We start from the raw sequence: 20,828 nt of genomic DNA on the forward strand, positions 1-20,828 counted from the left end.
ACTGCAGGCCGCACATGCTGCACTGTATCTGTAGGAACGGGCTTGCCCGCGAAGCGGCGCGAAGCGGCCCCAAAAATGGCGGATTGAAATACATGACACCCTGGCTGACGGTAGTAGGCATCGGCGAAGACGGCTTCAGCGGCCTGGGCAAACAGGCCCGGCGCGCCCTGCTTGGCGCTGGGCGGGTCTTCGGTAGCCCGCGCCAGCTGGCCCTGCTGCCACGTTGCGTGACCGCTGAACAACTGGCCTGGCCCAGCCCGTTCTCGCTGGCCCCGGTGTTGAGCCTGCGTGGCGAGCCGGTGTGCGTGCTGGCCAGCGGCGACCCCATGTTCTACGGCGTCGGCGCCAGCCTGGCGCGCCAGGTGCCTGCTGCAGAAATGCGCGTGCTGTCGATGCCCTCTTCCTGCGCCCTGGCCGCTGCCCGCCTGGGCTGGCCGCTGCAAGACCTGCAGGTGGTGTCGCTGGTGGCCCGCCCCCTGGCAGCGCTCAATGCCCACTTGCACAGCGGCATGCGCCTGCTGGTGCTGAGCAACGATGGCGATAGCCCGGCGGCAATTGCCGCGCAGTTGCGCGAGCAAGGCTTCGGCCCAAGCCGCCTGCAGGTGTTCGAGCACCTGGGGGGCGTGAACGAACGTGCACTGGCCGGCACCGCCCAGGACTGGCCGCACACCGGTATCGCGGCGCTCAACCTGGTAGCCATCGAATGCCTGGCTACGCCCGATGCGCCCCGCCTGCACCGGCTGGCCGGGTTGCCAGACGCCGCATTCCGGCACGATGGCCAGTTGACCAAGCGTGATGTCCGCGCCATCACTCTGGCGCGCCTGGCACCGCAGCCTGGCGAACTGTTGTGGGATGTGGGCGCGGGCTGTGGCTCGATCGGCATCGAATGGATGCGCGCCCATCCGGCATGCCGGGCCCTGGCCATCGAGGCCGACGAAGGTCGCCAGGGTTTGATCGAGCATAACCGCGATGCACTGGGTGTACCTGGCCTGCAACTGGTTCGCGGCAAGGCGCCAGCGGCGCTGCAAGGCCTGGAGCAACCGGATGCGATCTTCATCGGAGGTGGCGTTACCCGCGAAGGTGTACTGGACCTGTGCTGGGCAAGCCTGCGCCCCGGCGGCCGCCTGGTGGCCAATGCCGTCACCCTGCAAAGCGAACTGGCCCTGGCGCACTTTCGCGAACAGCACGGCGGTGAGCTGACCCGCATCCATGTCGCGCATGCCCAGCCCTTGGGTGCGTTCGACACCTGGCGCCAGGCACTGCCGATCACCCTCCTGGAAGTATTGAAACCCGCCGATGCGTGAAGAAACCCGCGAACAACCCGCGCCTCTGCGCAGCGGCCTTACCACCGGCAGCTGCGCCACCGCTACCAGCCTGGCAGCGGCCAAGCTGCTGCTCACCGGGCAGCGTGACGATGCGGTGGACATCACCCTGCCCAAAGGCAAGGTCGTGCAGATGCGCCTGGAGTTCTGCCGCCTGATCGGCGAGTGCGCCGAAGCCGGCACGCTCAAGGATGCGGGTGACGACCCGGACGTGACCCACGGCGCCCTGCTCTATACCCAGGTGCGCCTGCTGGCGGAACCTGGCATTGGTTTTGTCGCCGGCAGCGGCGTGGGCACGGTGACCCGGCCAGGGCTGGTGCTGGCGGTGGGTGAACCGGCCATCAACCCGGTGCCTCGGCGCATGATCAGTGAACACCTGCAACGCCTGGCCGACGCGTGCGGCTACCTTGGCGGCTTCGAAGTCACGGTCAATGTGCAAGGTGGCGAGCAACTGGCCCTGAAAACCATGAACCCGCGCCTGGGCATCCTCGGCGGGCTGTCGATCCTCGGCACCAGCGGAATCGTCCGGCCGTTCTCCTGCGCAGCCTACATTGCGTCGATCCACCAAGGCATCGACGTGGCCCACACCAACGGCTACACGCACATCGCCGCGTGCACCGGCAATGCCAGCGAAGACACCATGCGCCGCGTCTACGGTCTGCCGGAAATCGCCCTGATCGAAATGGGCGATTTCGTCGGCGCGGTGCTCAAGCACCTGCGCAAGGTACCGGTGCCGCGCCTGACCCTGTGCGGCGGCTTCGGCAAGATCAGCAAACTGGCCGCCGGGCACATGGACCTGCACAGTCGTCACTCCAGCATCGACTTGCCGCAACTGGCCGGTTGGGCCGCAGACATTGGCGCTGACGAAGCGTTACAGGCCGCCATCATTGCTGCCAACACCAGCCAGCAAGCGCTCGCCCTGGCTCATGCGGCCGGCATTGCCTTGGGTGACGCGGTGTGTGCCCACGCCCTGGCCTTTGCCCGTAGCGTCGTGCCGGCGCAGGTGCAAGTGGAAGTGTTCGCCATCGACCGCCAAGGCGGCATCGTCGGCCAGGCGGGTGTGCAATGACCGCGCGCATCCTGTTGCTGGGGGGGGTCACTGAAGCCCTGGCTATGGCCCGCCGGCTCGGGCCTCGACATGTCTACAGCCTGGCTGGCATAGGCCGCGTGCCGCAGGGCCTGCAATGCCAGGTGCGGGTCGGGGGCTATGGCGGTGTCGAGGGCCTGACCCGCTACCTGCGCGAAGCGGGTATCACCCTGCTGATCGACGCCACCCATCCCTATGCCGCGCAAATCAGCCGCAATGCCGCCAGCGCCGCACGCAACGCCGGCATCCCGTGCTGGGCCTTGCGTCGTCCGGCCTGGCAGGCGCAAGCAGGGGACGACTGGCGAGAAGTCGACGATTGGGCAGGGTTGATCGAAGCACTGAAGCCGTTCCGCAGGCCGCTGTTCACGCTGGGCCGTGAGCCGCTACAGCACCTGGACGAGATTCCGCCGGAGCAGTTCTGGACCCTTCGAGCGCTTGAGGCGTGCCCTGGCAACGAGCGCTGTGAAGTGATTGGCGCACGTGGGCCGTTCCATATCGAGGATGAGCGGGCGTTGTTCCAACGCCGCCACATCGATGTGCTGATCAGCAAGAACAGCGGCAGTGTGGCGACCGAGCCGAAGCTGGAAGTGGCGCGGGAGCTTGGCGTGCCGGTGCTTGTCCTGAAACGTCCGGCGCTGCCGGAGGTGGACCGGATATTCGACTCACTGGCAGATCTGGCAACAGCGCTCGCTGTCTAGGCGCTGACCTTTCGCGCCCCAAGGCGCTCCTACAAAGATTTCAGACTTTTCTTCCAACTTACCAAGTGGCCCGTTGCTGCCCTGCTGCCTTAAACTCAACGCCCCTCCCCCGGAAGGTTTCACCCATATGGAAATGCAATGGTGGATCTGGCTGGTCTTCGGCATCGCGCTGATCCTGCTTGAACTGGTCCTGCCAACGTTCTTCGTACTCTGGTTCGGCATCGGCGCCGTGCTGGTCTCGCTCATCTCACTCGCCGCACCCAGCCTGCAACTGGACATGCAAATCCTGCTGTGGGTGCTGCTGTCGTCGGCCACCACCGTGCTGTGGTTCAGAGTGTTCCGGCGCAAGCAGCCGGATGTGCGCTGGACCGCCGACAGCGTGATCGGCGAAGTGGGCCTGCTGACCGCTGCCGTGTCGGAGTTTCAGAAGGGCCGCGTACGCTTCCAGAAGCCGATCCTCGGCAACGAAGAGTGGACCTGTATCGCCGATAGCCAGATCGCCGTCGGTGAGCGCGTACGCCTGACCGCCATCGAGGGGAACACCGCCCGCGTTATCCGGGCCTGAATCCGCATTAAAAGGAATTTTGCAGCATGACCAGCCTCATCGTCGTCGGCGCCATCGCCCTGTTCGTCCTGATCACCGTGTTCAAGGGGGTGCGCATCGTGCCCCAGGGCGAGGAGTGGATCGTCGAACGCCTGGGCCGCTACAACAGCACCCTCAAGCCGGGCCTCAACATTGTCATCCCCTACATGGACGTGGTCGCCTACCGCCTGCCGACCAAGGACATCATCCTCGATGTGCAGCAGCAGGAAATCATCACCAAGGACAACGCGGTAATCGTCGCCAACGCCCTGTGTTTCGCCAAGGTAGTCGACCCGCAGAAAGCCTCGTATGGCGTGCAGGACTTCTCCTTCGCCGTCACCAGCCTGACCATGACCTCGCTGCGCGCCATCGTCGGTGCAATGGACCTCGACGAGGCGCTGTCCAGCCGCGAGCAGATCAAGGCCCGCCTGCGCGATGCAATGTCCGAGCAGACCGAAGACTGGGGCGTGACCGTGCGCTCGGTGGAAATTCAAGACATCAAACCGTCGGAAAACATGCAACTGGCCATGGAACGCCAGGCTGCGGCCGAGCGTGAGCGCAAGGCCGACGTCACCCGTGCCGAAGGGGCCAAGCAGGCGGCAATCCTCGAAGCAGAAGCGCGCCTGCAGGCGGCCAGGCTGGATGCCGAGGCACAGATCAGCCTGGCCGAGGCCTCGGCGCGGGCGATTTCGCTGGTGAAAGAAGCAGTGGGCAACGAGACCGTACCGGCCATGTACCTGTTGGGCGAACGCTATGTGGGCGCGATGGAGAACCTGGCGGGCAGCAGCAATGCCAAGGTGGTGGTGTTGCCGGCTGACCTGCAAGAAACCGTGCGCGGGTTGATGGGCCGCAACAAGGTTTGAGAGTGTCGGGGGCGCTTTGCGCCCCTATCGCGACACAAGGCCCCACAGGACAGCGCAGTATTCGAGGCTGCCGCAATTCTGTGGGAGCGGCCTTGTGTCGCGATGGGCTGCACAGCAGCCCCCATTACGAGACCACCTGCGTCACTTCACCGCACCCCGGCATTTTTACCTATACTCCGCCGTACAATAGCCACCACGATTCCTGACCGGATCTCTCCATGCCCCCACGTCGGCACATTGCCTGGATAGCCTGCCTTGCAGTGCTGTTCAACCTGCTGGCCATGCCGCTGTCCTCTGCTGCGCCCAAGGGCCTGGCCGAGCAGCTGCTGTGGGGGGCTTTCTGTTCCAGCATGGCCAACAAGGGCAACGTCGACGTACAGGCCCTGGCCAAGATCGACCTCGGCCCGCAAAGCGACGACAGCGCCGGCATGATGAACTGCTGGTGCTGCTCCGGTGCCGTGCCGCTGCTGGCCCTGCCCGGCTACCCGCCACAGTTGCACAACCCGCCGACACTGCTCGGCGGGCTGCTGCCGCCACCTGCCAAGTACCAGCCTACGCCGCGCCAGCTCTGGCCTGGGCTAAACCCTCGTGCCTCTCCGCTAGCCTGAGTTCATCACGCTGTCTGCCTGAACCAGAACGGAAACGGAGATTCACCATGCTCAAGCACGCCCTCGTCATGGCCGCCCTGCTGCTGCCTGGCGCCTTTGCCAATGCCCACGAATACCGCGTGGGTGACCTGCATATTGCCCACCCGTGGTCGCTGCAACTGCCACCCAACGCGCCTAACGTCGCCGCATATTTCGTGGTGCACAACAATGGCCAGGCCGACGACCGCCTGCTCAGCGTCGACAGCCCCATCAGCGATGACGCGCAACTGCATGAGCATGCCATGAGCGCCAGCGGCGCCATGAAGATGCAACAGGTGCCCAGCGTGGTAGTGCCTGCCGGCAAGGACCTGACCTTTGCCCCCGGCGCGTACCACGTGATGCTGATGCAGCCCAAGGACCGCAGCCTGCTCAGCGACGGCAAGCGCTTCCCGTTGACCCTGCACTTCGAAAAGGCCGGCGATATCACCGTCGAAGTGGCCGTGCAGAAGCAGGCGCCAGCGGACCAGTCGCAAGCCCACGAACACGCACACTGACACCTGCTGACAGGCACTCGCCATGAGTCTGCCGCGCAACCGCATCAGCCGTACCACCCGCCCTGAATTCAGGCGCGCCGGTGGCGGATGGCTGAGCCTGTTCGCCATGTGGATGATCTTCATCGGCCCGCTGATTTCCCAGTCGATGCCGATGGACCACCACGCGGGCATGAACATGCCGATGGACATGCCGATGGCGGCTGCCCATCAGCATGGCGGTGACACCCATCACGGCCACGGTGGCGATGGCCAGCTGCATGTGATGTGGGAAAAGTGCGGTTACTGCAGCCTGTTGTTCAACTGCCCGGCCCTGCCCCAGGCCCTCAGCCCGCTCAGCGCCGGCAGCATCGTCCCCACCAGCCACCTGCTTGCGCCAACGCACCAGGGCCATGCCCGGCAGGCTGTATTCCCAGGTGCGCGCAGCCGCGCCCCGCCTTCTTCGATCAACGTCTGAAACCACATTTTGCGCACGAAGCCAGGAGGCTTCGCGCTAACTCATGACTGATCGACTGGAATCACTATGTCCGGCTGCACCCCTGTTTTTGCCTTGTCCCTGCGCGGGACCATCGCCGCCCTGTGCGGCTCGCTGCTCGCACCCATGGCCCTGGCCGCCGACCCTGGCCATGAAGGCCATGTGCACGATGCTCCCGAACTGAGCCCGACGGTGATCACCGCCGTGGCCCCGAGTTCGCCGCTGACCGTGGTCACCAACCCGAAAGACCCGCGCCAGCCAGTGCCGGCCAGCGACGGGGCCGACTACCTGAAGACCATCCCCGGCTTCTCGGCAATCCGTGCCGGCGGTACCAACGGCGACCCGGTACTGCGCGGCATGTTCGGCTCGCGTCTGAACATCCTCACCAACGGAGGCATGATGCTTGGGGCCTGCCCCAATCGCATGGACGCGCCCACGTCCTATATTTCGCCAGAAACCTACGACCGCCTGACCGTGATCAAAGGCCCGCAGAGCGTTATCTGGGGCCCCGGCGGCTCGGCAGGCACCATCCTCTTCGAGCGCGAACCGGAGAAATTCGGCACCCTCGGCAGCCGCGTCAACGCAAGCCTGCTGGCCGGCTCCAACGGCCGCTTCGACAAGGTGCTGGATGCCGCGGCCGGCAACAGTCAGGGCTATGCCCGCTTCGTCGGCAACCAGTCACGTTCGGATGACTACCACGACGGCAACAACGACACCGTGCCGTCGCGCTGGGACAAGTGGAACGGCGATGTCGCCCTCGGCTGGACACCCGACCAGGACACCTTGCTGGAGCTGACTGCCGGCAAGGGTGATGGCGAAGCCCGCTACGCCGGGCGCGGCATGGACGGCTCGCAGTTCAAGCGCGAAAGCCTGGGCCTGCGCTTTGAGAAGTCCAACCTCGGCGAGGTGCTCGACAAGGTCGAGGCGCAGGTCTACTACAACTACGCCGACCATGTGATGGACAACTACAGCCTGCGCACGCCGTCGGGTAGCGGCATGATGGGCATGCCGATGGTCAGCAACGTCGACCGCCGCACCATGGGCGCACGCATCAAAGCCACCTGGCGCTGGGCCGACGTGCAGTTGATCAGCGGGATCGACGCGCAAACCAACGAACATCGCCAGCGTGGCGGTATGGGTGTGGACGCACACAGGGGCCAGGCCTGGACCAAGGACGCCGACTTCCACAACTACGGCGCCTTCAGCGAACTGACCTGGTACGTCAGCGGAGAGGACCGCTTGATTACCGGCGCCCGCCTGGACCGCGCCTCGGCGCGCGATTTCCGCAAAACCAGCGCCACCGAAGGCGACACCCGCGCCGATACCCTGCCAAGCGGCTTCATCCGTTACGAGCACGACCTGGCAGCCATCCCGGCCACCACCTACATCGGCCTCGGCCATGCCCAGCGCTTCCCCGACTACTGGGAGCTGTTCTCACCCAAGCTGGCACCACCCGGCTCGGCCAATGCCTTCGACGGCATCAAGCCAGAGAAAACCACCCAGCTCGACTTCGGCATCCAGTACCGCACCGAGCGCCTGGAGGCCTGGGCTTCGGGCTATGTCGGGCAGATTCGCGACTACATCCTGTTCGACTATCGCACTGGCATGATGGGCATGAGCACCTCGCAGGCGCAGAACATCGACGCCCGCATCATGGGTGGCGAACTGGGCGCCGCCTACCAGTTGACTGAAAACTGGAAGGCCGACGCCACGCTTGCCTACGCTTGGGGCAAGAACAGCAGCGATGGCAAAGCGCTACCTCAAATGCCTCCCCTGGAAAGCCGCATGGGCCTGACGTACAGCCGCGATGTGTGGAGCGTCGGCGCACTGTGGCGGCTGGTGGCGGCGCAAAACCGCATTGCCGAAAACCAAGGGAACGTCGTTGGCAAGGACTACGACAAGAGCGCCGGCTTCGGCGTGTTCTCCCTGAACGGCGCCTACAAGGTGAACAACAACCTCAAGCTCAGCGCAGGGGTCGACAACCTGTTCGACAAAACCTACGCCGAGCACCTGAACCTGGCCGGGAACGCCGGGTTTGGCTACCCGGCTACAGATCCACAGCCGGTCAACGAGCCAGGCAGGACCTTCTGGACCAAGGTCGACTTCAGCTTCTGACAACAACGGGCGCAGCTTCGGTTGCGCCCCTCAGCTGGTCAAAAAGGAGGTTCCCATGAGAGGAACACGCGTCTCGTTCTATAACCTGGCCTGGCGTTGGCATTTCTATGCGGGGCTGTTCGTGGCCCCGTTCATGATCCTGCTGGCGATCACCGGGATCATCTACCTGTTCAAGCCCCAGCTCGACCCGCTGCTGTACCGCGACCTGATGGTGGTCGAGGCCGGTCACCACCGCCAGAGCGCAGACATGATGCTGGCTGAAGTGCGCCAGGCCTACCCCAAGGGCCACATCAGCCAGTACCTGCCGCCACTGAACGCAGAGCGTAGTGCGCAGTTCGTGGTGCAAAACAGCGGGCGTGAACTGAACGTGTTCGTCGACCCATACAGCGGCAAGGTCCTCGGTGAACAGGACGGCAAGCAGAACCTGCAGGCCATCGCCCGCGCCCTGCATGGCGAACTGATGGTCGGCACGGTCGGCGACCGGCTGGTGGAACTGGCGGCGGGCTGGGGCATCGTGCTGGTGGTATCAGGCCTGTACCTGTGGTGGCCGCGCGGGCGCAATGGCGCCGGCGTGCTTTGGCCGCGGCTGTCGGCACGCGGCCGGCTGCTGTGGCGTGACCTGCACGCGGTAACCGGCTTCTGGGGTTCGGCCTTGCTGTTGTTGATGCTGCTCAGCGGCATGACCTGGACCGGCCTGTGGGGCAAGCAGTACGCTGATTTGTGGAACCGCTTCCCGGCAGCCATGTGGAACGACGTGCCCAAGTCGGACCAGCAGGCGCGTGAGCTGAACAGCGCGCACCGCCAGACCGTGCCCTGGGCCATGGAAAACACGCCGATGCCGCAGTCCGGTGCACACGCCGAGCACGCCGGGCACCACATGATGTCGGACATGCCCGCGGCGCCCCTGGTGAGCTTGCAGCAAGTCGAAGACATTGCCACTTCGCGTCAAGTCGAGCCGGGCTACAGCATTACCCTGCCCACCACTGCCGACGGGGTGTTCACCATTGCCGTGTTCGCCGACGACCCGCGCAACGACGCCACCCTGCATGTCGACCAATACACCGGCAAGGTTCTGGCCGATGTGCGCTGGCAAGACTACAGCCCGGTTGCCCGCGCCACCGAGCTGGGCGTGATGCTGCACGAAGGCAAGATGTTCGGGGCGCTGAACCAGATCATCATCCTGCTGGTGTGCCTGATGATCCTGCTGGGTTCGGTGAGCGGGCTGGTGATGTGGTGGAAGCGCCGGCCTGAAGGCGGCCTGGGCGTACCGCCTTTGCGTCATGACCTGCCACGCTGGAAGGCGGCGGTGGCAGTGATGCTGGTGCTGGGGGTGATGTTCCCGCTGGTGGGGGTGTCGATGGTGGTGATGTGGGGGGTGGATAGTTTGGTGGTGAGGCGCCGCCGGGTCTTGGCCAGCGCTTGAGCCTTGTGTTGCCTGTGCTGGCCTCTTCGCGGGTAAACCCGCTCCTACAGGGGACCGCGTTGCCTTTGTAGGAGCGGGTTTACCCGCGAAGAGGCCGGTACAGGCGAAATGCTGAGCCGCAAATGTAGAGTCGATCTGTCGCGCCCCGAACTGGAACGCGCGTGTTAGCCTAGCCGGCTACCTCTGACAAGCAGACTGGCCTCTACAAGGGAATGCCGCCTATGACGCAAACCTCACCAACTCCACCCGATGAACAGCACCTGCAACGCAACCTGACCAACCGCCACATCCAGCTGATCGCCATCGGCGGCGCGATCGGTACCGGCCTGTTCATGGGCTCGGGCAAGACCATCAGCCTGGCCGGGCCATCGATCATCTTCGTCTACATGATTATCGGCTTCATGCTGTTCTTCGTCATGCGCGCCATGGGCGAACTGCTGCTGTCGAACCTGAACTACAAATCGTTCATCGACTTCTCTGCCGACCTGCTCGGCCCTTGGGCCGGCTACTTTACCGGCTGGACCTACTGGTTCTGCTGGGTGGTCACCGGCATCGCCGACGTGGTCGCGATCGCCGCCTACACGCAGTTCTGGTTCCCCGACCTGCCGCAGTGGATACCGGCGCTGACCTGCGTAGGGCTGCTGCTGTCGCTGAACCTGGTGACCGTAAAAATGTTCGGCGAACTGGAGTTCTGGTTCGCCCTGGTCAAGATCGTGGCCATCCTCGGCCTGGTCGCCACCGGCCTGTACATGGTCATCACCGGCTTCACCTCGCCCAGCGGGCGCACCGCCCAGCTGGCCAACCTGTGGAATGACGGCGGCATGTTCCCCCATGGCCTGATGGGCTTCTTCGCCGGTTTCCAGATCGCCGTGTTCGCCTTCGTCGGCATCGAGCTGGTGGGTACCACCGCCGCCGAAGCGAAGAACCCGGAACGCACCCTGCCGCGGGCGATCAACTCGATTCCGATCCGTATCATCGTGTTCTATGTGCTGGCGCTGATCGCGATCATGGCCGTAACCCCGTGGCGCGACGTGGTGCCAGGCAAAAGCCCGTTCGTTGAGTTGTTCGTGCTGGCAGGCCTGCCGGCGGCGGCGAGCATCATCAACTTCGTGGTGCTGACCTCGGCGGCCTCGTCGGCCAACAGCGGCGTGTTCTCCACCAGCCGCATGCTGTACGGCCTGTCGCAGGAAGGTGATGCGCCCAAGGCCTTCGAACAACTGTCGAGCCGTTCGGTACCGGCCAACGGCCTGTACTTCTCGTGCACCTGCCTGCTGCTTGGTGCGGTGCTGATCTACCTGGTGCCGAACGTGGTCGAGGCATTCACCCTGGTCACCACCGTGTCGGCGGTACTGTTCATGTTCGTGTGGACGCTGATCCTGCTGTCATACCTGAAGTACCGCAAGAACCGCGCGGCGCTGCACCAGGCCTCGAACTACAAGATGCCGGGCGGGCGCTTCATGTGCTACGTGTGCCTGTCGTTCTTTGCGTTCATCCTGGTGTTGCTGAGCCTGGAGGCAGATACACGTTCAGCGCTGGTGGTGACGCCGATCTGGTTTGTATTGCTGGCGGTGACCTACCAGCTCGTACGCAGCAGGCGCCATCCCCGCACGGCTGTGCATAACGGCTGATGGCCTCGGGGCTGCGTCGCAGCCCCAATCCTGTGCACACAATTCCATCAGGCACCAACCTGGATCCAACCAACGCCCCAACACCTCGCACAGCCCCTCTAAACCGTACCTTTCGCCACTAGGCACACCCCTTGCAACGCCCTCCCCGCTTGCCCAACACCATAAAAAACTCAGCGGAGAGAGCACATGAAGCGTCGCAGTCTGATCAAGGCCCTTACCCTCAGCGCATCGATTGCGGCGATGGGCCTGAGCTGGAGTATCCAGGCCGCCGAGACCATCAAGGTCGGTATCCTGCATTCGCTTTCCGGGACCATGGCCATTTCCGAGACGTCGCTCAAGGACATGGCGCTGATGACCATCGAGCAGATCAACGCCAAGGGTGGCGTGAACGGCAAGATGCTGGAACCGGTGGTGGTCGACCCGGCGTCCAACTGGCCGCTGTTCGCTGAAAAAAGCCGCCAACTGCTGACCCAGGACAAAGTGGCCGTGGTGTTCGGCTGCTGGACCTCCGTGTCGCGCAAGTCTGTCCTGCCGGTGTTCGAAGAACTCAACGGCCTGCTGTTCTACCCGGTGCAGTACGAGGGCGAAGAAATGTCGCCGAACGTGTTCTACACGGGCGCCGCCCCGAACCAGCAGGCCATCCCGGCCGTGGAATACCTGATGAGCGAGGACGGCGGCAGCGCCAAGCGCTTCTTCCTGTTGGGCACCGACTACGTCTACCCGCGCACCACCAACAAGATCCTGCGCGCATTCCTGCACAGCAAAGGCGTGGCCGACAAGGACATCGAAGAGGTGTACACGCCGTTTGGCCACGCTGATTACCAGACCATTGTCGCCAGCATCAAAAAGTTCTCCGCCGGCGGCAAGACCGCGGTCATATCCACAGTCAATGGTGACTCCAACGTGCCGTTCTACAAGGAACTGGCCAACCAGGGCCTGAAGGCCACCGACGTGCCGGTGGTGGCCTTCTCGGTGGGCGAGGAGGAACTGCGCGGTATCGACACCAAACCGCTGGTGGGCCATCTGGCGGCATGGAACTACTTCGAATCGGTGGATAACCCGGTCAACCAGAAATTTGTCGCCGACTGGAAGGCCTACGCCAAGGCCAAGGGCCTGCCGGGTGCCGACAAAGCCGTGACCAATGACCCCATGGAGGCCACCTACGTAGGCATCCACATGTGGGCGCAAGCGGTGGAAAAAGCCAAGTCCACCGACGTCGACAAGGTGCGTGAAGCGCTTGCCGGGCAGAGCTTCGAGGCACCGTCGGGCTTCACCCTGACCATGGACAAGACCAACCACCACCTGCACAAGCCGGTGATGATCGGCGAGATTCAGGATGACGGGCAGTTCAGCGTGGTGTGGGAAACCGAGCAGCCACTGCGGGCGCAGCCATGGAGCCCGTTCATTCCGGGCAATGACAAGCGGCCAGATTACGCCGTGAAAGGTAACTGAGTGCATGGGGCTGCTTTGCAGCCCATTCGCGGGTGAACCCGCTCCTACAAGGAAGGCGCAGGTTTCAAACCTTGCACCGTCTCTGTGTAGGAGCGGGTTCACCCGCGAAGAATCCAACACCGATTTCCAGGATTGCCCGCATGCTCAGACTCCTGCTCACCCTCCTGCTACTAATCCCCCTGGCAACCCACGCCAGCGAGGGCGAATTCTTTCTCACCGCCAAGCCCGCCGAGCAGGTCCGCCTGCTCGAAGGCTGGGCGGCGCAACCCGATGCCGCGCGCCTGCCGCTACTGGAAAACCTGCGCCAAGGCCGCATCGCCACCGATGACACGCGCAAGGTACGCCTGAACAACCGCCTGCGCGGCCTGATCAACAACGCCCTGGCTAGCCATCAGCTGCTCAGCGACGACAGCGACACCCGCCTGGCCGCCGCACAACAACTGCAAAAAACCGCAAAACCCGCGCAAATGGCCTTCCTTGACCGGCGCTTCGCCAGCGAGCCGGACGCCGCCGTGCAGGCCGCCCTCGGCCTGGCACTGGCCAACCTGCAACTGGGCGCCAGCGAGCCTGCGGTACGCCTGGCCGCCGTGCGCCTGCTGGGTGAAACCGGCGACCCGCTGGCCCGCACCCGCCTCGAAGCCCTGCTGCAGCCCGATGCAGAACGCGACCCGGGCGTGCGTACAGCCGCCGAGACGAGCCTGGCCCAGGTCAAACGCAAACTGCTGGTCGGCGAACTGCTCGGCCAGGCCTTCAGCGGCCTGTCGCTGGGTTCGGTCCTGCTGCTGGCAGCGCTGGGCCTTGCGATCACCTTCGGCCTGCTCGGGGTGATCAACATGGCCCATGGCGAAATGTTGATGCTCGGCGCCTACAGCACCTACATGGTCCAGGTACTGCTGCAGCGCTTCGCCCCAGGCGCCATCGAGTTCTACCCGCTGATTGCCCTGCCGGTGGCGTTTGCTGTCAGTGCCGGGGTTGGCATGGCGCTGGAGCGCACGGTGATCCGCCACCTGTACGGCCGCCCACTGGAAACCCTGCTGGCTACCTGGGGCATCAGCCTGATCCTGATCCAGGCTATCCGCCTGCTGTTCGGCGCGCAGAACGTCGAGGTGAGCAACCCGGCCTGGCTGTCCGGTGGCATCCAGCTGCTGCCCAACCTGGTGCTGCCATACAACCGCCTGGTCATCATCGGCTTCGCCCTGGCCGTGGTGCTGCTCACCTGGCTGCTGCTCAACCGCACCCGGCTGGGCCTGAACGTGCGCGCAGTCACCCAGAACCGCAACATGGCCGCCTGCTGCGGCGTGTCCACCGGGCGCGTCGACATGCTCGCCTTTGGCCTTGGCTCGGGTATCGCCGGGCTCGGTGGCGTGGCCTTGAGCCAGGTGGGCAATGTCGGCCCGGACCTGGGCCAGAGCTACATCATCGACTCGTTCCTGGTGGTGGTGCTCGGCGGCGTCGGGCAGCTGGCCGGTAGCCTCTGGGCCGCGTTCGGCCTGGGCATCGCCAACAAGCTGCTGGAGCCGCAGATCGGTGCTGTGCTCGGCAAGATCCTCATCCTTGCGTTGATCATTCTGTTCATCCAGAAACGCCCGCAAGGCCTGTTCGCCCTCAAGGGACGGGTAATCGACTGATGAACCAGCCACTGCTTGTCACTGCTACGCAAAAGGCCGGCCCACGCCTGACCCTTGCCATCGGTGCCGTCGTCGTCCTGCTGCTGGTGGCTTTGCCACTGTGCTCACTGCTGCCGGCAGATCATGCCCTGCACGTGTCGGCCTACACCCTGACCCTGGTCGGCAAGATTCTCTGTTACGCCATCGTCGCCCTGGCCCTGGACCTGGTCTGGGGCTATGCCGGGCTGCTGTCGCTGGGCCACGGTCTGTTCTTCGCCCTGGGCGGCTACGCCATGGGCATGTACCTGATGCGGCAGGCAGCCGGCGACGGCCTGCCCGGGTTCATGACCTTCCTGTCGTGGACCGAGCTGCCCTGGTACTGGGCCGGTACCCAGCATTTCGCCTGGGCCCTGTGCCTGGTGGTGCTGGCGCCCGGGCTGCTGGCGCTGGTGTTCGGCTGGTTCGCTTTCCGCTCGCGGATCAAGGGCGTGTACTTCTCGATCATGACCCAGGCCCTGACCTTTGCCGGCATGCTGCTGTTCTTCCGCAACGAAACCGGCTTCGGCGGCAACAACGGCTTCACCAGCTTCCGCACCATCCTCGGCTTCGACATTGCAGCCCAGGGTACCCGCGCAGTGTTGTTCCTGCTGACTGTGGCCCTGCTGCTGACCAGCCTGTACCTGTGCTGGCGCCTGACCCGCAGCAAGTTCGGCCGCCTGCTCACCGCCGTGCGTGACGCTGAAAACCGCATGATGTTCTGTGGCTATGACCCGCGCGGCTTCAAGTTGCTGGTGTGGGTACTGAGCGCCGTGCTGTGCGGCCTGGCCGGTGCGCTGTACGTGCCGCAGGTGGGCATCATCAACCCCAGCGAGATGTCGCCGACCAACTCGATCGAAGCCGCCGTCTGGGTAGCCTTGGGCGGACGCGGCACGCTGATCGGCCCGCTGCTCGGTGCAGGCCTGGTCAACGGCATGAAAAGCTGGTTCACCGTGGCCTTCCCCGAGTTCTGGCTGTTCTTCCTCGGCGCACTATTCATCCTCGTCACCCTGTACCTGCCCAAGGGCGTGGTCGGCCTGTTGAAGAAAAGGAGCCAGCCATGAGAGGCGTGCCCCCAGTCCACCCGGAATTCATGCTGGAACCGGTATTCGACAACCTCGGCGCCGGACGCGATGCCATTGGCCTGGGCCACAGCCGCAAGGCCGGCCTCGACACCCGCCACGGTACGGTGCTGAGCCTGGAAGACATCAGCGTCAGCTTCGATGGTTTCAAGGCGCTCAACACGCTGAACCTGTACATCGGGGTGGGCGAGCTGCGCTGTATCATCGGCCCCAACGGCGCCGGCAAGACCACGATGATGGACGTCATCACCGGCAAGACCCGCCCCGACAGCGGCACGGCTTACTTCGGCGATACCCTCGACCTGACCCGCATGAGCGAATACCAGATCGCCCAGGCCGGCATTGGCCGCAAGTTCCAGAAGCCCACGGTGTTCGAGGCGCTGACCGTGTTCGAGAACCTGGAACTGGCGCTGAAGACCGACAAGTCGGTGTGGGCCAGCCTGGCGGCGCGCCTGAGCGGTGACCAGCGCCAGCGCATCGAGGAAGTGCTGACCACCTTGCGCCTGCTGCCGCTTGCCCAGCGTCAGGCCGGCTTGCTGTCCCATGGGCAGAAGCAGTTCCTGGAAATCGGCATGTTGCTGGTGCAGGAGCCGCAACTGCTGCTGCTGGATGAACCGGTGGCCGGCATGACCGATGCCGAGACCGAGTTTACCGCCGAGCTGTTCAAGGGCCTGGCCGGCAAGCATTCGCTGATGGTGGTGGAGCATGACATGGGCTTTGTCGGCAGCATTGCCGACCATGTGACCGTGCTGCACCAGGGGAGCGTGTTGGCGGAAGGTTCGCTGGAGCAGGTGCAGGCAGATGAGCGGGTGGTCGAGGTGTATCTGGGCCGCTGACCGGATTTGAATTTTTGGCGCCTGTACCGGCCTCTTCGCGGGTAAACCCGCTCCTACAGGGGGCTTAATGCCATGGGGCGGTTCCCGTTACAGGAACGGGCTTGCCCGCGAAGAGGCTGGCACAGGCTCAGCATCCCTTTCAGGAACTCTCACATGCTCAAGATCGACACACTGCACCAGTACTACGGCGGCAGCCACATCCTGCGTGGCCTGTCTTTCGAAGCCAAGGTCGGCGAAGTGACCTGCCTGCTGGGCCGCAACGGCGTGGGCAAGACCACCTTGCTGCGCTGCCTGATGGGCCTGGTGCCCGCCCGTGACGGCAGTATCGAATGGGAAGGCAAGCCGATCACCGCGTTCAAACCGCAGCAACGGGTGCAGGCCGGCATCGCCTACGTGCCCCAGGGCCGCGAGATCTTCCCGCGCCTCACCGTCGAGGAAAACCTGCTGATGGGCCTGTCGCGCTTCCCCGCCCGTGAAGCCCGCGAGGTACCGGCCTTCATCTACGAACTGTTCCCTGTGCTGGAGCAGATGAAGCAGCGCCGCGGTGGCGACCTGTCTGGCGGCCAGCAGCAACAACTGGCGATCGGCCGCGCCTTGGCCAGCCGCCCGCGCCTGCTGATTCTCGACGAGCCGACCGAAGGCATCCAGCCCTCGGTGATCAAGGAGATCGGCGCGGTCATCCGCCGCCTGGCCGAGCGTGGCGACATGGCGATCTTGCTGGTGGAGCAGTTCTACGACTTTGCCGAAGCGCTGGCTGACCAGTACCTGGTCATGGCCCGCGGCGAAATCATCCAGCGCGGCCGCGGCGAAAACATGCAAGCCGAAGGTGTACGCGGGCTGGTAACCATTTAATCTGCGAGCAACGACCTTGCGAGACGCTGTCATGAGCTACGAAATCCGCGATGCCCTGCCCACCGATGTACCGGGCATACTCGACATCTACAACGACGCGGTGCTCAACACCACGGCGATCTGGAACGAAACCCCGGTAGACCTCGGCAACCGCCAGGCCTGGTTTGAAGCGCGCGCGCAGCAGGGCTACCCGATTCTGGTGGCGGTCGATGAAACCGGCGTGCTGGGGTATGCCTCGTTTGGCGACTGGCGGCCTTTCGAGGGCTTTCGCCTGACCGTTGAGCACTCGGTGTACGTGCGCAGCGACCAGCGTGGCAAAGGGCTCGGGCCGGTGTTAATGGCGGCGCTGGTCGAGCGCGCGCGCGGATGTGGCAAGCATGTGATGGTGGCTGCGATCGAGCGTGGTAATGCAGCGTCGGTGCGCCTGCACGAGCGGCTGGGCTTCGTGGTGACCGGCCAGATGCCGCAGGTGGGGGTAAAGTTTGGCCGCTGGCTGGACCTGACCTTCATGCAGCTGGTGCTGAACCCGGGCGCCGAACCGACCTGAAATGCGGTCCATTGTGGAGCGGCCTTGTGTCGCGAAAGGGCTGCAAAGCAGCCCCGGCAATTTTGCGGTGGAGCAAAGATCTGGGGCTGCTGCACAGCCCATCGCGACACAAGGCCGCTCCCACAGATGCAAGGGAGCCTACATCTGGATAAACCGGCCCAGCCGCTGCTTCAGCATGCTGTTCTCACTGCGCAACTGCTGCACTTCCTGCAACAGCTCCAGCGCCAGCGCCACCCCTTCCCACTCCAGTTCCAGCTCCTGGTGCAGCTTCACCGCTCGTTTGGCCACCAGCGGCGCCTGATCGTCAAACAGCCAGTCCTCCGGCGTTCGCCCGGAAGGTTCGACAATGCCGTGCTCGACAATTTCGATCACGCATTCAGCCGTGACATCGGCTTCCTGACACAGGGTACGCATGTCCAGTTGAACGATCAGGGTGCTGCTCATGATCACTTACTCCATTGTGTCCTCGGGTTGAACGCAGCTTTCTCGGAAAGCTTGGTCCAGAGTTCGCGGGCAGATTCGTCCGACGCGGGCGGCATGACCACTTTGAGCTGCGCATAAAGGTTGCCGCGCTCTCCCTGCTTGTTCGCCAGGCCCTTGCCCGGTACACGCAGGCGCTGGCCGCTCTGGCTGTCAGGGCGGATGGTCAGGTTGATCTTGCCATCCAGGGTCGGCACCGCCACCTTGGCGCCCAGGGCCGCCTCCCACGGTGCCAACGGCACAGTGATGATCAGGTCATGACCTTCGACATCGAACAGCGGGTGCGGTGCCATGCGGATGGTCAGGAACAGGTCACCGTTGGCTCCGCCACCGCTGCCCGGCGCGCCCTGGCCCTTGAGGCGGATGCGTTCGCCGTCGGTCACCCCGGCCGGAATCCTCACGTTCAAGGTCTTGGTGGTGAAGCCGGTGCGCTGGCCCATGGCATTGGTTTGCGGCACCTGGAAGCTGATCTGCTTGGACTCCTTGCTCAGGGTCTCTTCAAGGAATACTGCCAGTTCAAGCTCCACGTCCTGCCCCCGCCTGCCGGCACTGCGTTGTTGCTGCCGGGCGCCACCGAAGGGGTTGCCACCAGCACTGCGCCCACCGAAGATCGAGCTGAAGAAGTCGGAGAAGTCGCCGCCTTCGAAGCCGCCGCCACCGCCCCGGTTTTCCCAACCCGGTGGTGCCTGGAACGGCCGGCCATGCTGGCCGCCGTACTTGCGAATTTCATCGAACTCGGCACGTTTCTGCGCGTCGCCCAGCACCTCATAGGCCTCGTTGGCCTCCTTGAATTTTTCCTCGGCGTCGCGCTCCTTGCTGACATCCGGGTGATACTTGCGCGCCAGTTTGCGGTATGCGGCCTTGATCGCCTTGTCATCCGCAGTGGGCTCTACGCCGAGTATCTTGTAATAGTCTTTGAAGTCCATTTATGGATCACCAATGTGAATGTGCATGTTGCAACTGAAGATAGGGGTCAAGCATAGCCTTTCAAGACCGACTTGGGTTTGCCTCAAGGCAGACGACTGGTCTTGATTCTGTAGCCAACTGGCATACACTGCGCGGCCGTTTTGCCTCCGGAAGCCCATTTCCCATGTCTGACGTATCCCCGGCCCGCGCCCTGGGCATCGACTTTGGCACCTCCAACTCCACAGTCGGCTGGCACCGGCCTGGCGTCGAGTCGCTGATTGCCCTGGAAGACGGCAAGATCACCTTGCCCTCGGTGGTGTTCTTCAATATCGAAGAGCGGCGCCCGGTGTATGGCCGCCTGGCGCTGCACGAGTACCTGGAAGGCTACGAAGGCCGCCTGATGCGCTCGCTGAAAAGCCTGCTGGGCTCGAAGCTGATCAAGCACGACACCAGCGTGCTGGGCAGCGCCTTGCCGTTCAAGGACCTGCTGGGCATGTTCATCGGCGAGCTCAAGAAGCGCGCTGAAGCCGCCGCTGGCCGTGAGTTCGACCAGGTAGTGCTGGGCCGCCCGGTGTTCTTCGTCGACGAAGACCCGGCTGCCGACCAGGAGGCCGAGGACACCTTGGCCGAGGTGGCACGCAAGATCGGCTTCAAGGACGTGTCGTTCCAGTACGAGCCGATTGCCGCGGCCTTCGACTATGAGTCGAGCATCAGCCGCGAAGAGCTGGTGCTGATCGTCGACATCGGCGGTGGTACCTCGGACTTCACCCTGATCCGCCTGTCGCCCGAGCGCCACCTGGTCGCCGAGCGCCAAAGTGACATCCTCGCCACCGGCGGTGTGCACATTGGCGGTACCGACTTCGACAAGCAACTGAGCCTTCAGGGCGTAATGCCGTTGTTTGGCTACGGCAGCCGCATGAAGAGCGGTGCGCTGATGCCGACCAGCTACCACCTCAACCTGGCCACCTGGCACACCATCAACGCCTTGTACTCGCAGAAGTCGCAACTGGCGCTGGGCAGCATGCGCTATGACATCGAGGACAGCTTCGGCATCGATCGCCTGTTCAAATTGATCGAACAGCGCGCGGGGCACTGGCTGGCAATGGAAGTGGAAGCCAGCAAGATCGAGCTGACCGAGCACGACAGCCGCCACATCGACCTGCGCCGCGTCGAGCCCGACCTGAAAGCGGAACTGACCCGTACGCTGTTCGAAGAGGCGATCGAAGGCCTGCTGGAGCGCGTGCGCGGCAGCGTCACCGAACTGCTGGCCAAGGCCGGGGTAAGCGAAGGCCAGGTCGATACGGTGTTCTTCACCGGTGGCTCCAGCGGCATTCCAGCGCTGCGTAACAGTGTTTCGGCGATGCTGCCGAATGCGCGGCATGTGGAAGGCAACATCTTTGGCAGCATTGGGAGCGGGCTGGCCATCGAGGCGCGCAAGCGTTACGGCGCGGCCTGATTTGTCGTTTAGCCTGTAGCCGCGAACGGGGTGGGCCTGCTGGCCAATCTCTACCCGCCGTTCACCGTTGCCGCCGCTACCGTATTCGCGGGTGAACCCGCTCCTACACACCGATCGGGGGTGGACACACATCGGGGGTTGGGCACAGGCCGCGTGTAGGAGCGGGTTCACCCGCGAAAGGGCCGGGCCTGCTGGCCAATTACCACCCGCCGTTCACCGTTGCCGCCGCTACCGTATTCGCG

At 64.2% G+C, this 20,828-nt stretch carries 20 protein-coding genes; 18 read left to right on the forward strand and 2 right to left on the reverse strand.

Annotated features, from left to right (window positions below; genetic code table 11):
- Positions 1-92 precede the first annotated feature (92 nt).
- The 17 genes from cbiE (at position 93) to ACF8GF_RS24175 (ending at position 17,744) form a co-directional block, all read left to right on the forward strand.
- Positions 93-1,304 carry a precorrin-6y C5,15-methyltransferase (decarboxylating) subunit CbiE gene (gene cbiE / locus ACF8GF_RS24095; RefSeq protein WP_176683189.1) on the forward strand — a complete coding sequence of 404 codons (1,212 nt, stop codon included), beginning with the start codon at positions 93-95 and terminating at the stop codon, positions 1,302-1,304.
- On the forward strand, positions 1,297-2,391 hold the full coding sequence (locus ACF8GF_RS24100) for a cobalt-precorrin-5B (C(1))-methyltransferase (RefSeq protein ID WP_176683188.1): 1,095 nt from the start codon (positions 1,297-1,299) through the stop codon (positions 2,389-2,391). Before cbiE ends, ACF8GF_RS24100 begins: the two co-directional genes overlap by 8 nt.
- Positions 2,388-3,107 carry a cobalt-precorrin-6A reductase gene (locus tag ACF8GF_RS24105; protein WP_392488629.1) on the forward strand — a complete coding sequence of 240 codons (720 nt, stop codon included), beginning with the start codon at positions 2,388-2,390 and terminating at the stop codon, positions 3,105-3,107. The genes ACF8GF_RS24100 and ACF8GF_RS24105 overlap by 4 nt, the downstream gene beginning before the upstream one ends.
- A gap of 127 nt (positions 3,108-3,234) precedes the next feature.
- Positions 3,235-3,672, forward strand: coding sequence for an NfeD family protein (locus ACF8GF_RS24110; protein ID WP_392488630.1), 438 nt, complete (start codon positions 3,235-3,237; stop codon positions 3,670-3,672).
- A gap of 26 nt (positions 3,673-3,698) precedes the next feature.
- Positions 3,699-4,553, forward strand: coding sequence for an SPFH domain-containing protein (locus ACF8GF_RS24115; RefSeq protein WP_176683185.1), 855 nt, complete (start codon positions 3,699-3,701; stop codon positions 4,551-4,553).
- A 218-nt stretch (positions 4,554-4,771) separates the two neighbouring features.
- Positions 4,772-5,161 carry a DUF2946 domain-containing protein gene (locus ACF8GF_RS24120; protein WP_176683184.1) on the forward strand — a complete coding sequence of 130 codons (390 nt, stop codon included), beginning with the start codon at positions 4,772-4,774 and terminating at the stop codon, positions 5,159-5,161.
- Between the two features lie 47 nt (positions 5,162-5,208).
- Complete coding sequence (locus ACF8GF_RS24125; protein WP_209963177.1) at positions 5,209-5,694, forward strand: copper chaperone PCu(A)C; 486 nt, start codon at positions 5,209-5,211, stop codon at positions 5,692-5,694.
- A 22-nt stretch (positions 5,695-5,716) separates the two neighbouring features.
- Positions 5,717-6,148, forward strand: coding sequence for a DUF2946 domain-containing protein (locus ACF8GF_RS24130; protein WP_392488631.1), 432 nt, complete (start codon positions 5,717-5,719; stop codon positions 6,146-6,148).
- A gap of 66 nt (positions 6,149-6,214) precedes the next feature.
- The gene (locus tag ACF8GF_RS24135; protein WP_176683181.1) at positions 6,215-8,281 is read left to right on the forward strand and encodes a TonB-dependent copper receptor; all 2,067 of its coding nucleotides are present in this window, start codon (positions 6,215-6,217) and stop codon (positions 8,279-8,281) included.
- A gap of 55 nt (positions 8,282-8,336) precedes the next feature.
- The gene (locus ACF8GF_RS24140) at positions 8,337-9,704 is read left to right on the forward strand and encodes a PepSY domain-containing protein (protein ID WP_339535198.1); all 1,368 of its coding nucleotides are present in this window, start codon (positions 8,337-8,339) and stop codon (positions 9,702-9,704) included.
- A 221-nt stretch (positions 9,705-9,925) separates the two neighbouring features.
- On the forward strand, positions 9,926-11,332 hold the full coding sequence (gene cycA / locus ACF8GF_RS24145) for a D-serine/D-alanine/glycine transporter (protein ID WP_176683179.1): 1,407 nt from the start codon (positions 9,926-9,928) through the stop codon (positions 11,330-11,332).
- Positions 11,333-11,518: 186 nt separating this feature from the next.
- On the forward strand, positions 11,519-12,784 hold the full coding sequence (gene urtA / locus ACF8GF_RS24150; RefSeq protein ID WP_003249642.1) for an urea ABC transporter substrate-binding protein: 1,266 nt from the start codon (positions 11,519-11,521) through the stop codon (positions 12,782-12,784).
- Between the two features lie 140 nt (positions 12,785-12,924).
- The gene (urtB, locus tag ACF8GF_RS24155) at positions 12,925-14,412 is read left to right on the forward strand and encodes an urea ABC transporter permease subunit UrtB (protein ID WP_176683178.1); all 1,488 of its coding nucleotides are present in this window, start codon (positions 12,925-12,927) and stop codon (positions 14,410-14,412) included.
- A complete protein-coding gene (gene urtC, locus ACF8GF_RS24160) occupies positions 14,412-15,491 on the forward strand; it encodes an urea ABC transporter permease subunit UrtC (RefSeq protein ID WP_176683177.1) in 1,080 nt (359 codons plus the stop codon). The genes urtB and urtC overlap by 1 nt, the downstream gene beginning before the upstream one ends.
- The gene (gene urtD, locus ACF8GF_RS24165; protein WP_144180699.1) at positions 15,488-16,345 is read left to right on the forward strand and encodes an urea ABC transporter ATP-binding protein UrtD; all 858 of its coding nucleotides are present in this window, start codon (positions 15,488-15,490) and stop codon (positions 16,343-16,345) included. The genes urtC and urtD overlap by 4 nt, the downstream gene beginning before the upstream one ends.
- A 153-nt stretch (positions 16,346-16,498) precedes the next feature.
- Entirely contained in the window at positions 16,499-17,197 is a 699-nt protein-coding gene (gene urtE / locus ACF8GF_RS24170; protein ID WP_003249634.1) for an urea ABC transporter ATP-binding subunit UrtE, read from the forward strand.
- 31 nt (positions 17,198-17,228) lie between these two features.
- Positions 17,229-17,744 (forward strand): GNAT family N-acetyltransferase, encoded by a 516-nt coding sequence (locus tag ACF8GF_RS24175; protein ID WP_176683175.1) that lies wholly within the window; start codon positions 17,229-17,231, stop codon positions 17,742-17,744.
- 138 nt (positions 17,745-17,882) lie between these two features.
- On the opposite strand, the gene ACF8GF_RS24180 is transcribed toward ACF8GF_RS24175, so the two are convergent.
- Positions 17,883-18,188, reverse strand: a complete 306-nt coding sequence (locus tag ACF8GF_RS24180) for a chaperone modulator CbpM (protein ID WP_021784432.1) — start codon at positions 18,186-18,188, stop codon at positions 17,883-17,885.
- 2 nt (positions 18,189-18,190) lie between these two features.
- Positions 18,191-19,150 carry a curved DNA-binding protein gene (cbpA, locus tag ACF8GF_RS24185; protein WP_019437188.1) on the reverse strand — a complete coding sequence of 320 codons (960 nt, stop codon included), beginning with the start codon at positions 19,148-19,150 and terminating at the stop codon, positions 18,191-18,193.
- A 164-nt stretch (positions 19,151-19,314) separates the two neighbouring features.
- Between cbpA and ACF8GF_RS24190 the strand changes: the two genes are divergently transcribed.
- On the forward strand, positions 19,315-20,586 hold the full coding sequence (locus ACF8GF_RS24190; RefSeq protein WP_392461255.1) for an Hsp70 family protein: 1,272 nt from the start codon (positions 19,315-19,317) through the stop codon (positions 20,584-20,586).
- The last annotated feature ends 242 nt before the right edge of the window (positions 20,587-20,828 follow it).

This window comes from Pseudomonas sp. yb_5 (genome assembly GCF_043103865.1).
GTDB classification, from domain to species: domain Bacteria; phylum Pseudomonadota; class Gammaproteobacteria; order Pseudomonadales; family Pseudomonadaceae; genus Aquipseudomonas; species Aquipseudomonas putida_Y.

What these genes read in the sequence shown, in the direction of transcription:
- cbiE (WP_176683189.1), top strand. Translation starts at nt 93, where the DNA reads ATGACACCCTGGCTGACGGTAGTAGGCATCGGCGAAGACGGCTTCAGC.
- ACF8GF_RS24100 (WP_176683188.1), top strand. Translation starts at nt 1,297, where the DNA reads ATGCGTGAAGAAACCCGCGAACAACCCGCGCCTCTGCGCAGCGGCCTT.
- ACF8GF_RS24105 (WP_392488629.1), top strand. Translation starts at nt 2,388, where the DNA reads ATGACCGCGCGCATCCTGTTGCTGGGGGGGGTCACTGAAGCCCTGGCT.
- ACF8GF_RS24110 (WP_392488630.1), top strand. Translation starts at nt 3,235, where the DNA reads ATGGAAATGCAATGGTGGATCTGGCTGGTCTTCGGCATCGCGCTGATC.
- ACF8GF_RS24115 (WP_176683185.1), top strand. Translation starts at nt 3,699, where the DNA reads ATGACCAGCCTCATCGTCGTCGGCGCCATCGCCCTGTTCGTCCTGATC.
- ACF8GF_RS24120 (WP_176683184.1), top strand. Translation starts at nt 4,772, where the DNA reads ATGCCCCCACGTCGGCACATTGCCTGGATAGCCTGCCTTGCAGTGCTG.
- ACF8GF_RS24125 (WP_209963177.1), top strand. Translation starts at nt 5,209, where the DNA reads ATGCTCAAGCACGCCCTCGTCATGGCCGCCCTGCTGCTGCCTGGCGCC.
- ACF8GF_RS24130 (WP_392488631.1), top strand. Translation starts at nt 5,717, where the DNA reads ATGAGTCTGCCGCGCAACCGCATCAGCCGTACCACCCGCCCTGAATTC.
- ACF8GF_RS24135 (WP_176683181.1), top strand. Translation starts at nt 6,215, where the DNA reads ATGTCCGGCTGCACCCCTGTTTTTGCCTTGTCCCTGCGCGGGACCATC.
- ACF8GF_RS24140 (WP_339535198.1), top strand. Translation starts at nt 8,337, where the DNA reads ATGAGAGGAACACGCGTCTCGTTCTATAACCTGGCCTGGCGTTGGCAT.
- cycA (WP_176683179.1), top strand. Translation starts at nt 9,926, where the DNA reads ATGACGCAAACCTCACCAACTCCACCCGATGAACAGCACCTGCAACGC.
- urtA (WP_003249642.1), top strand. Translation starts at nt 11,519, where the DNA reads ATGAAGCGTCGCAGTCTGATCAAGGCCCTTACCCTCAGCGCATCGATT.
- urtB (WP_176683178.1), top strand. Translation starts at nt 12,925, where the DNA reads ATGCTCAGACTCCTGCTCACCCTCCTGCTACTAATCCCCCTGGCAACC.
- urtC (WP_176683177.1), top strand. Translation starts at nt 14,412, where the DNA reads ATGAACCAGCCACTGCTTGTCACTGCTACGCAAAAGGCCGGCCCACGC.
- urtD (WP_144180699.1), top strand. Translation starts at nt 15,488, where the DNA reads ATGAGAGGCGTGCCCCCAGTCCACCCGGAATTCATGCTGGAACCGGTA.
- urtE (WP_003249634.1), top strand. Translation starts at nt 16,499, where the DNA reads ATGCTCAAGATCGACACACTGCACCAGTACTACGGCGGCAGCCACATC.
- ACF8GF_RS24175 (WP_176683175.1), top strand. Translation starts at nt 17,229, where the DNA reads ATGAGCTACGAAATCCGCGATGCCCTGCCCACCGATGTACCGGGCATA.
- ACF8GF_RS24180 (WP_021784432.1), bottom strand. Translation starts at nt 18,188, where the DNA reads ATGAGCAGCACCCTGATCGTTCAACTGGACATGCGTACCCTGTGTCAG.
- cbpA (WP_019437188.1), bottom strand. Translation starts at nt 19,150, where the DNA reads ATGGACTTCAAAGACTATTACAAGATACTCGGCGTAGAGCCCACTGCG.
- ACF8GF_RS24190 (WP_392461255.1), top strand. Translation starts at nt 19,315, where the DNA reads ATGTCTGACGTATCCCCGGCCCGCGCCCTGGGCATCGACTTTGGCACC.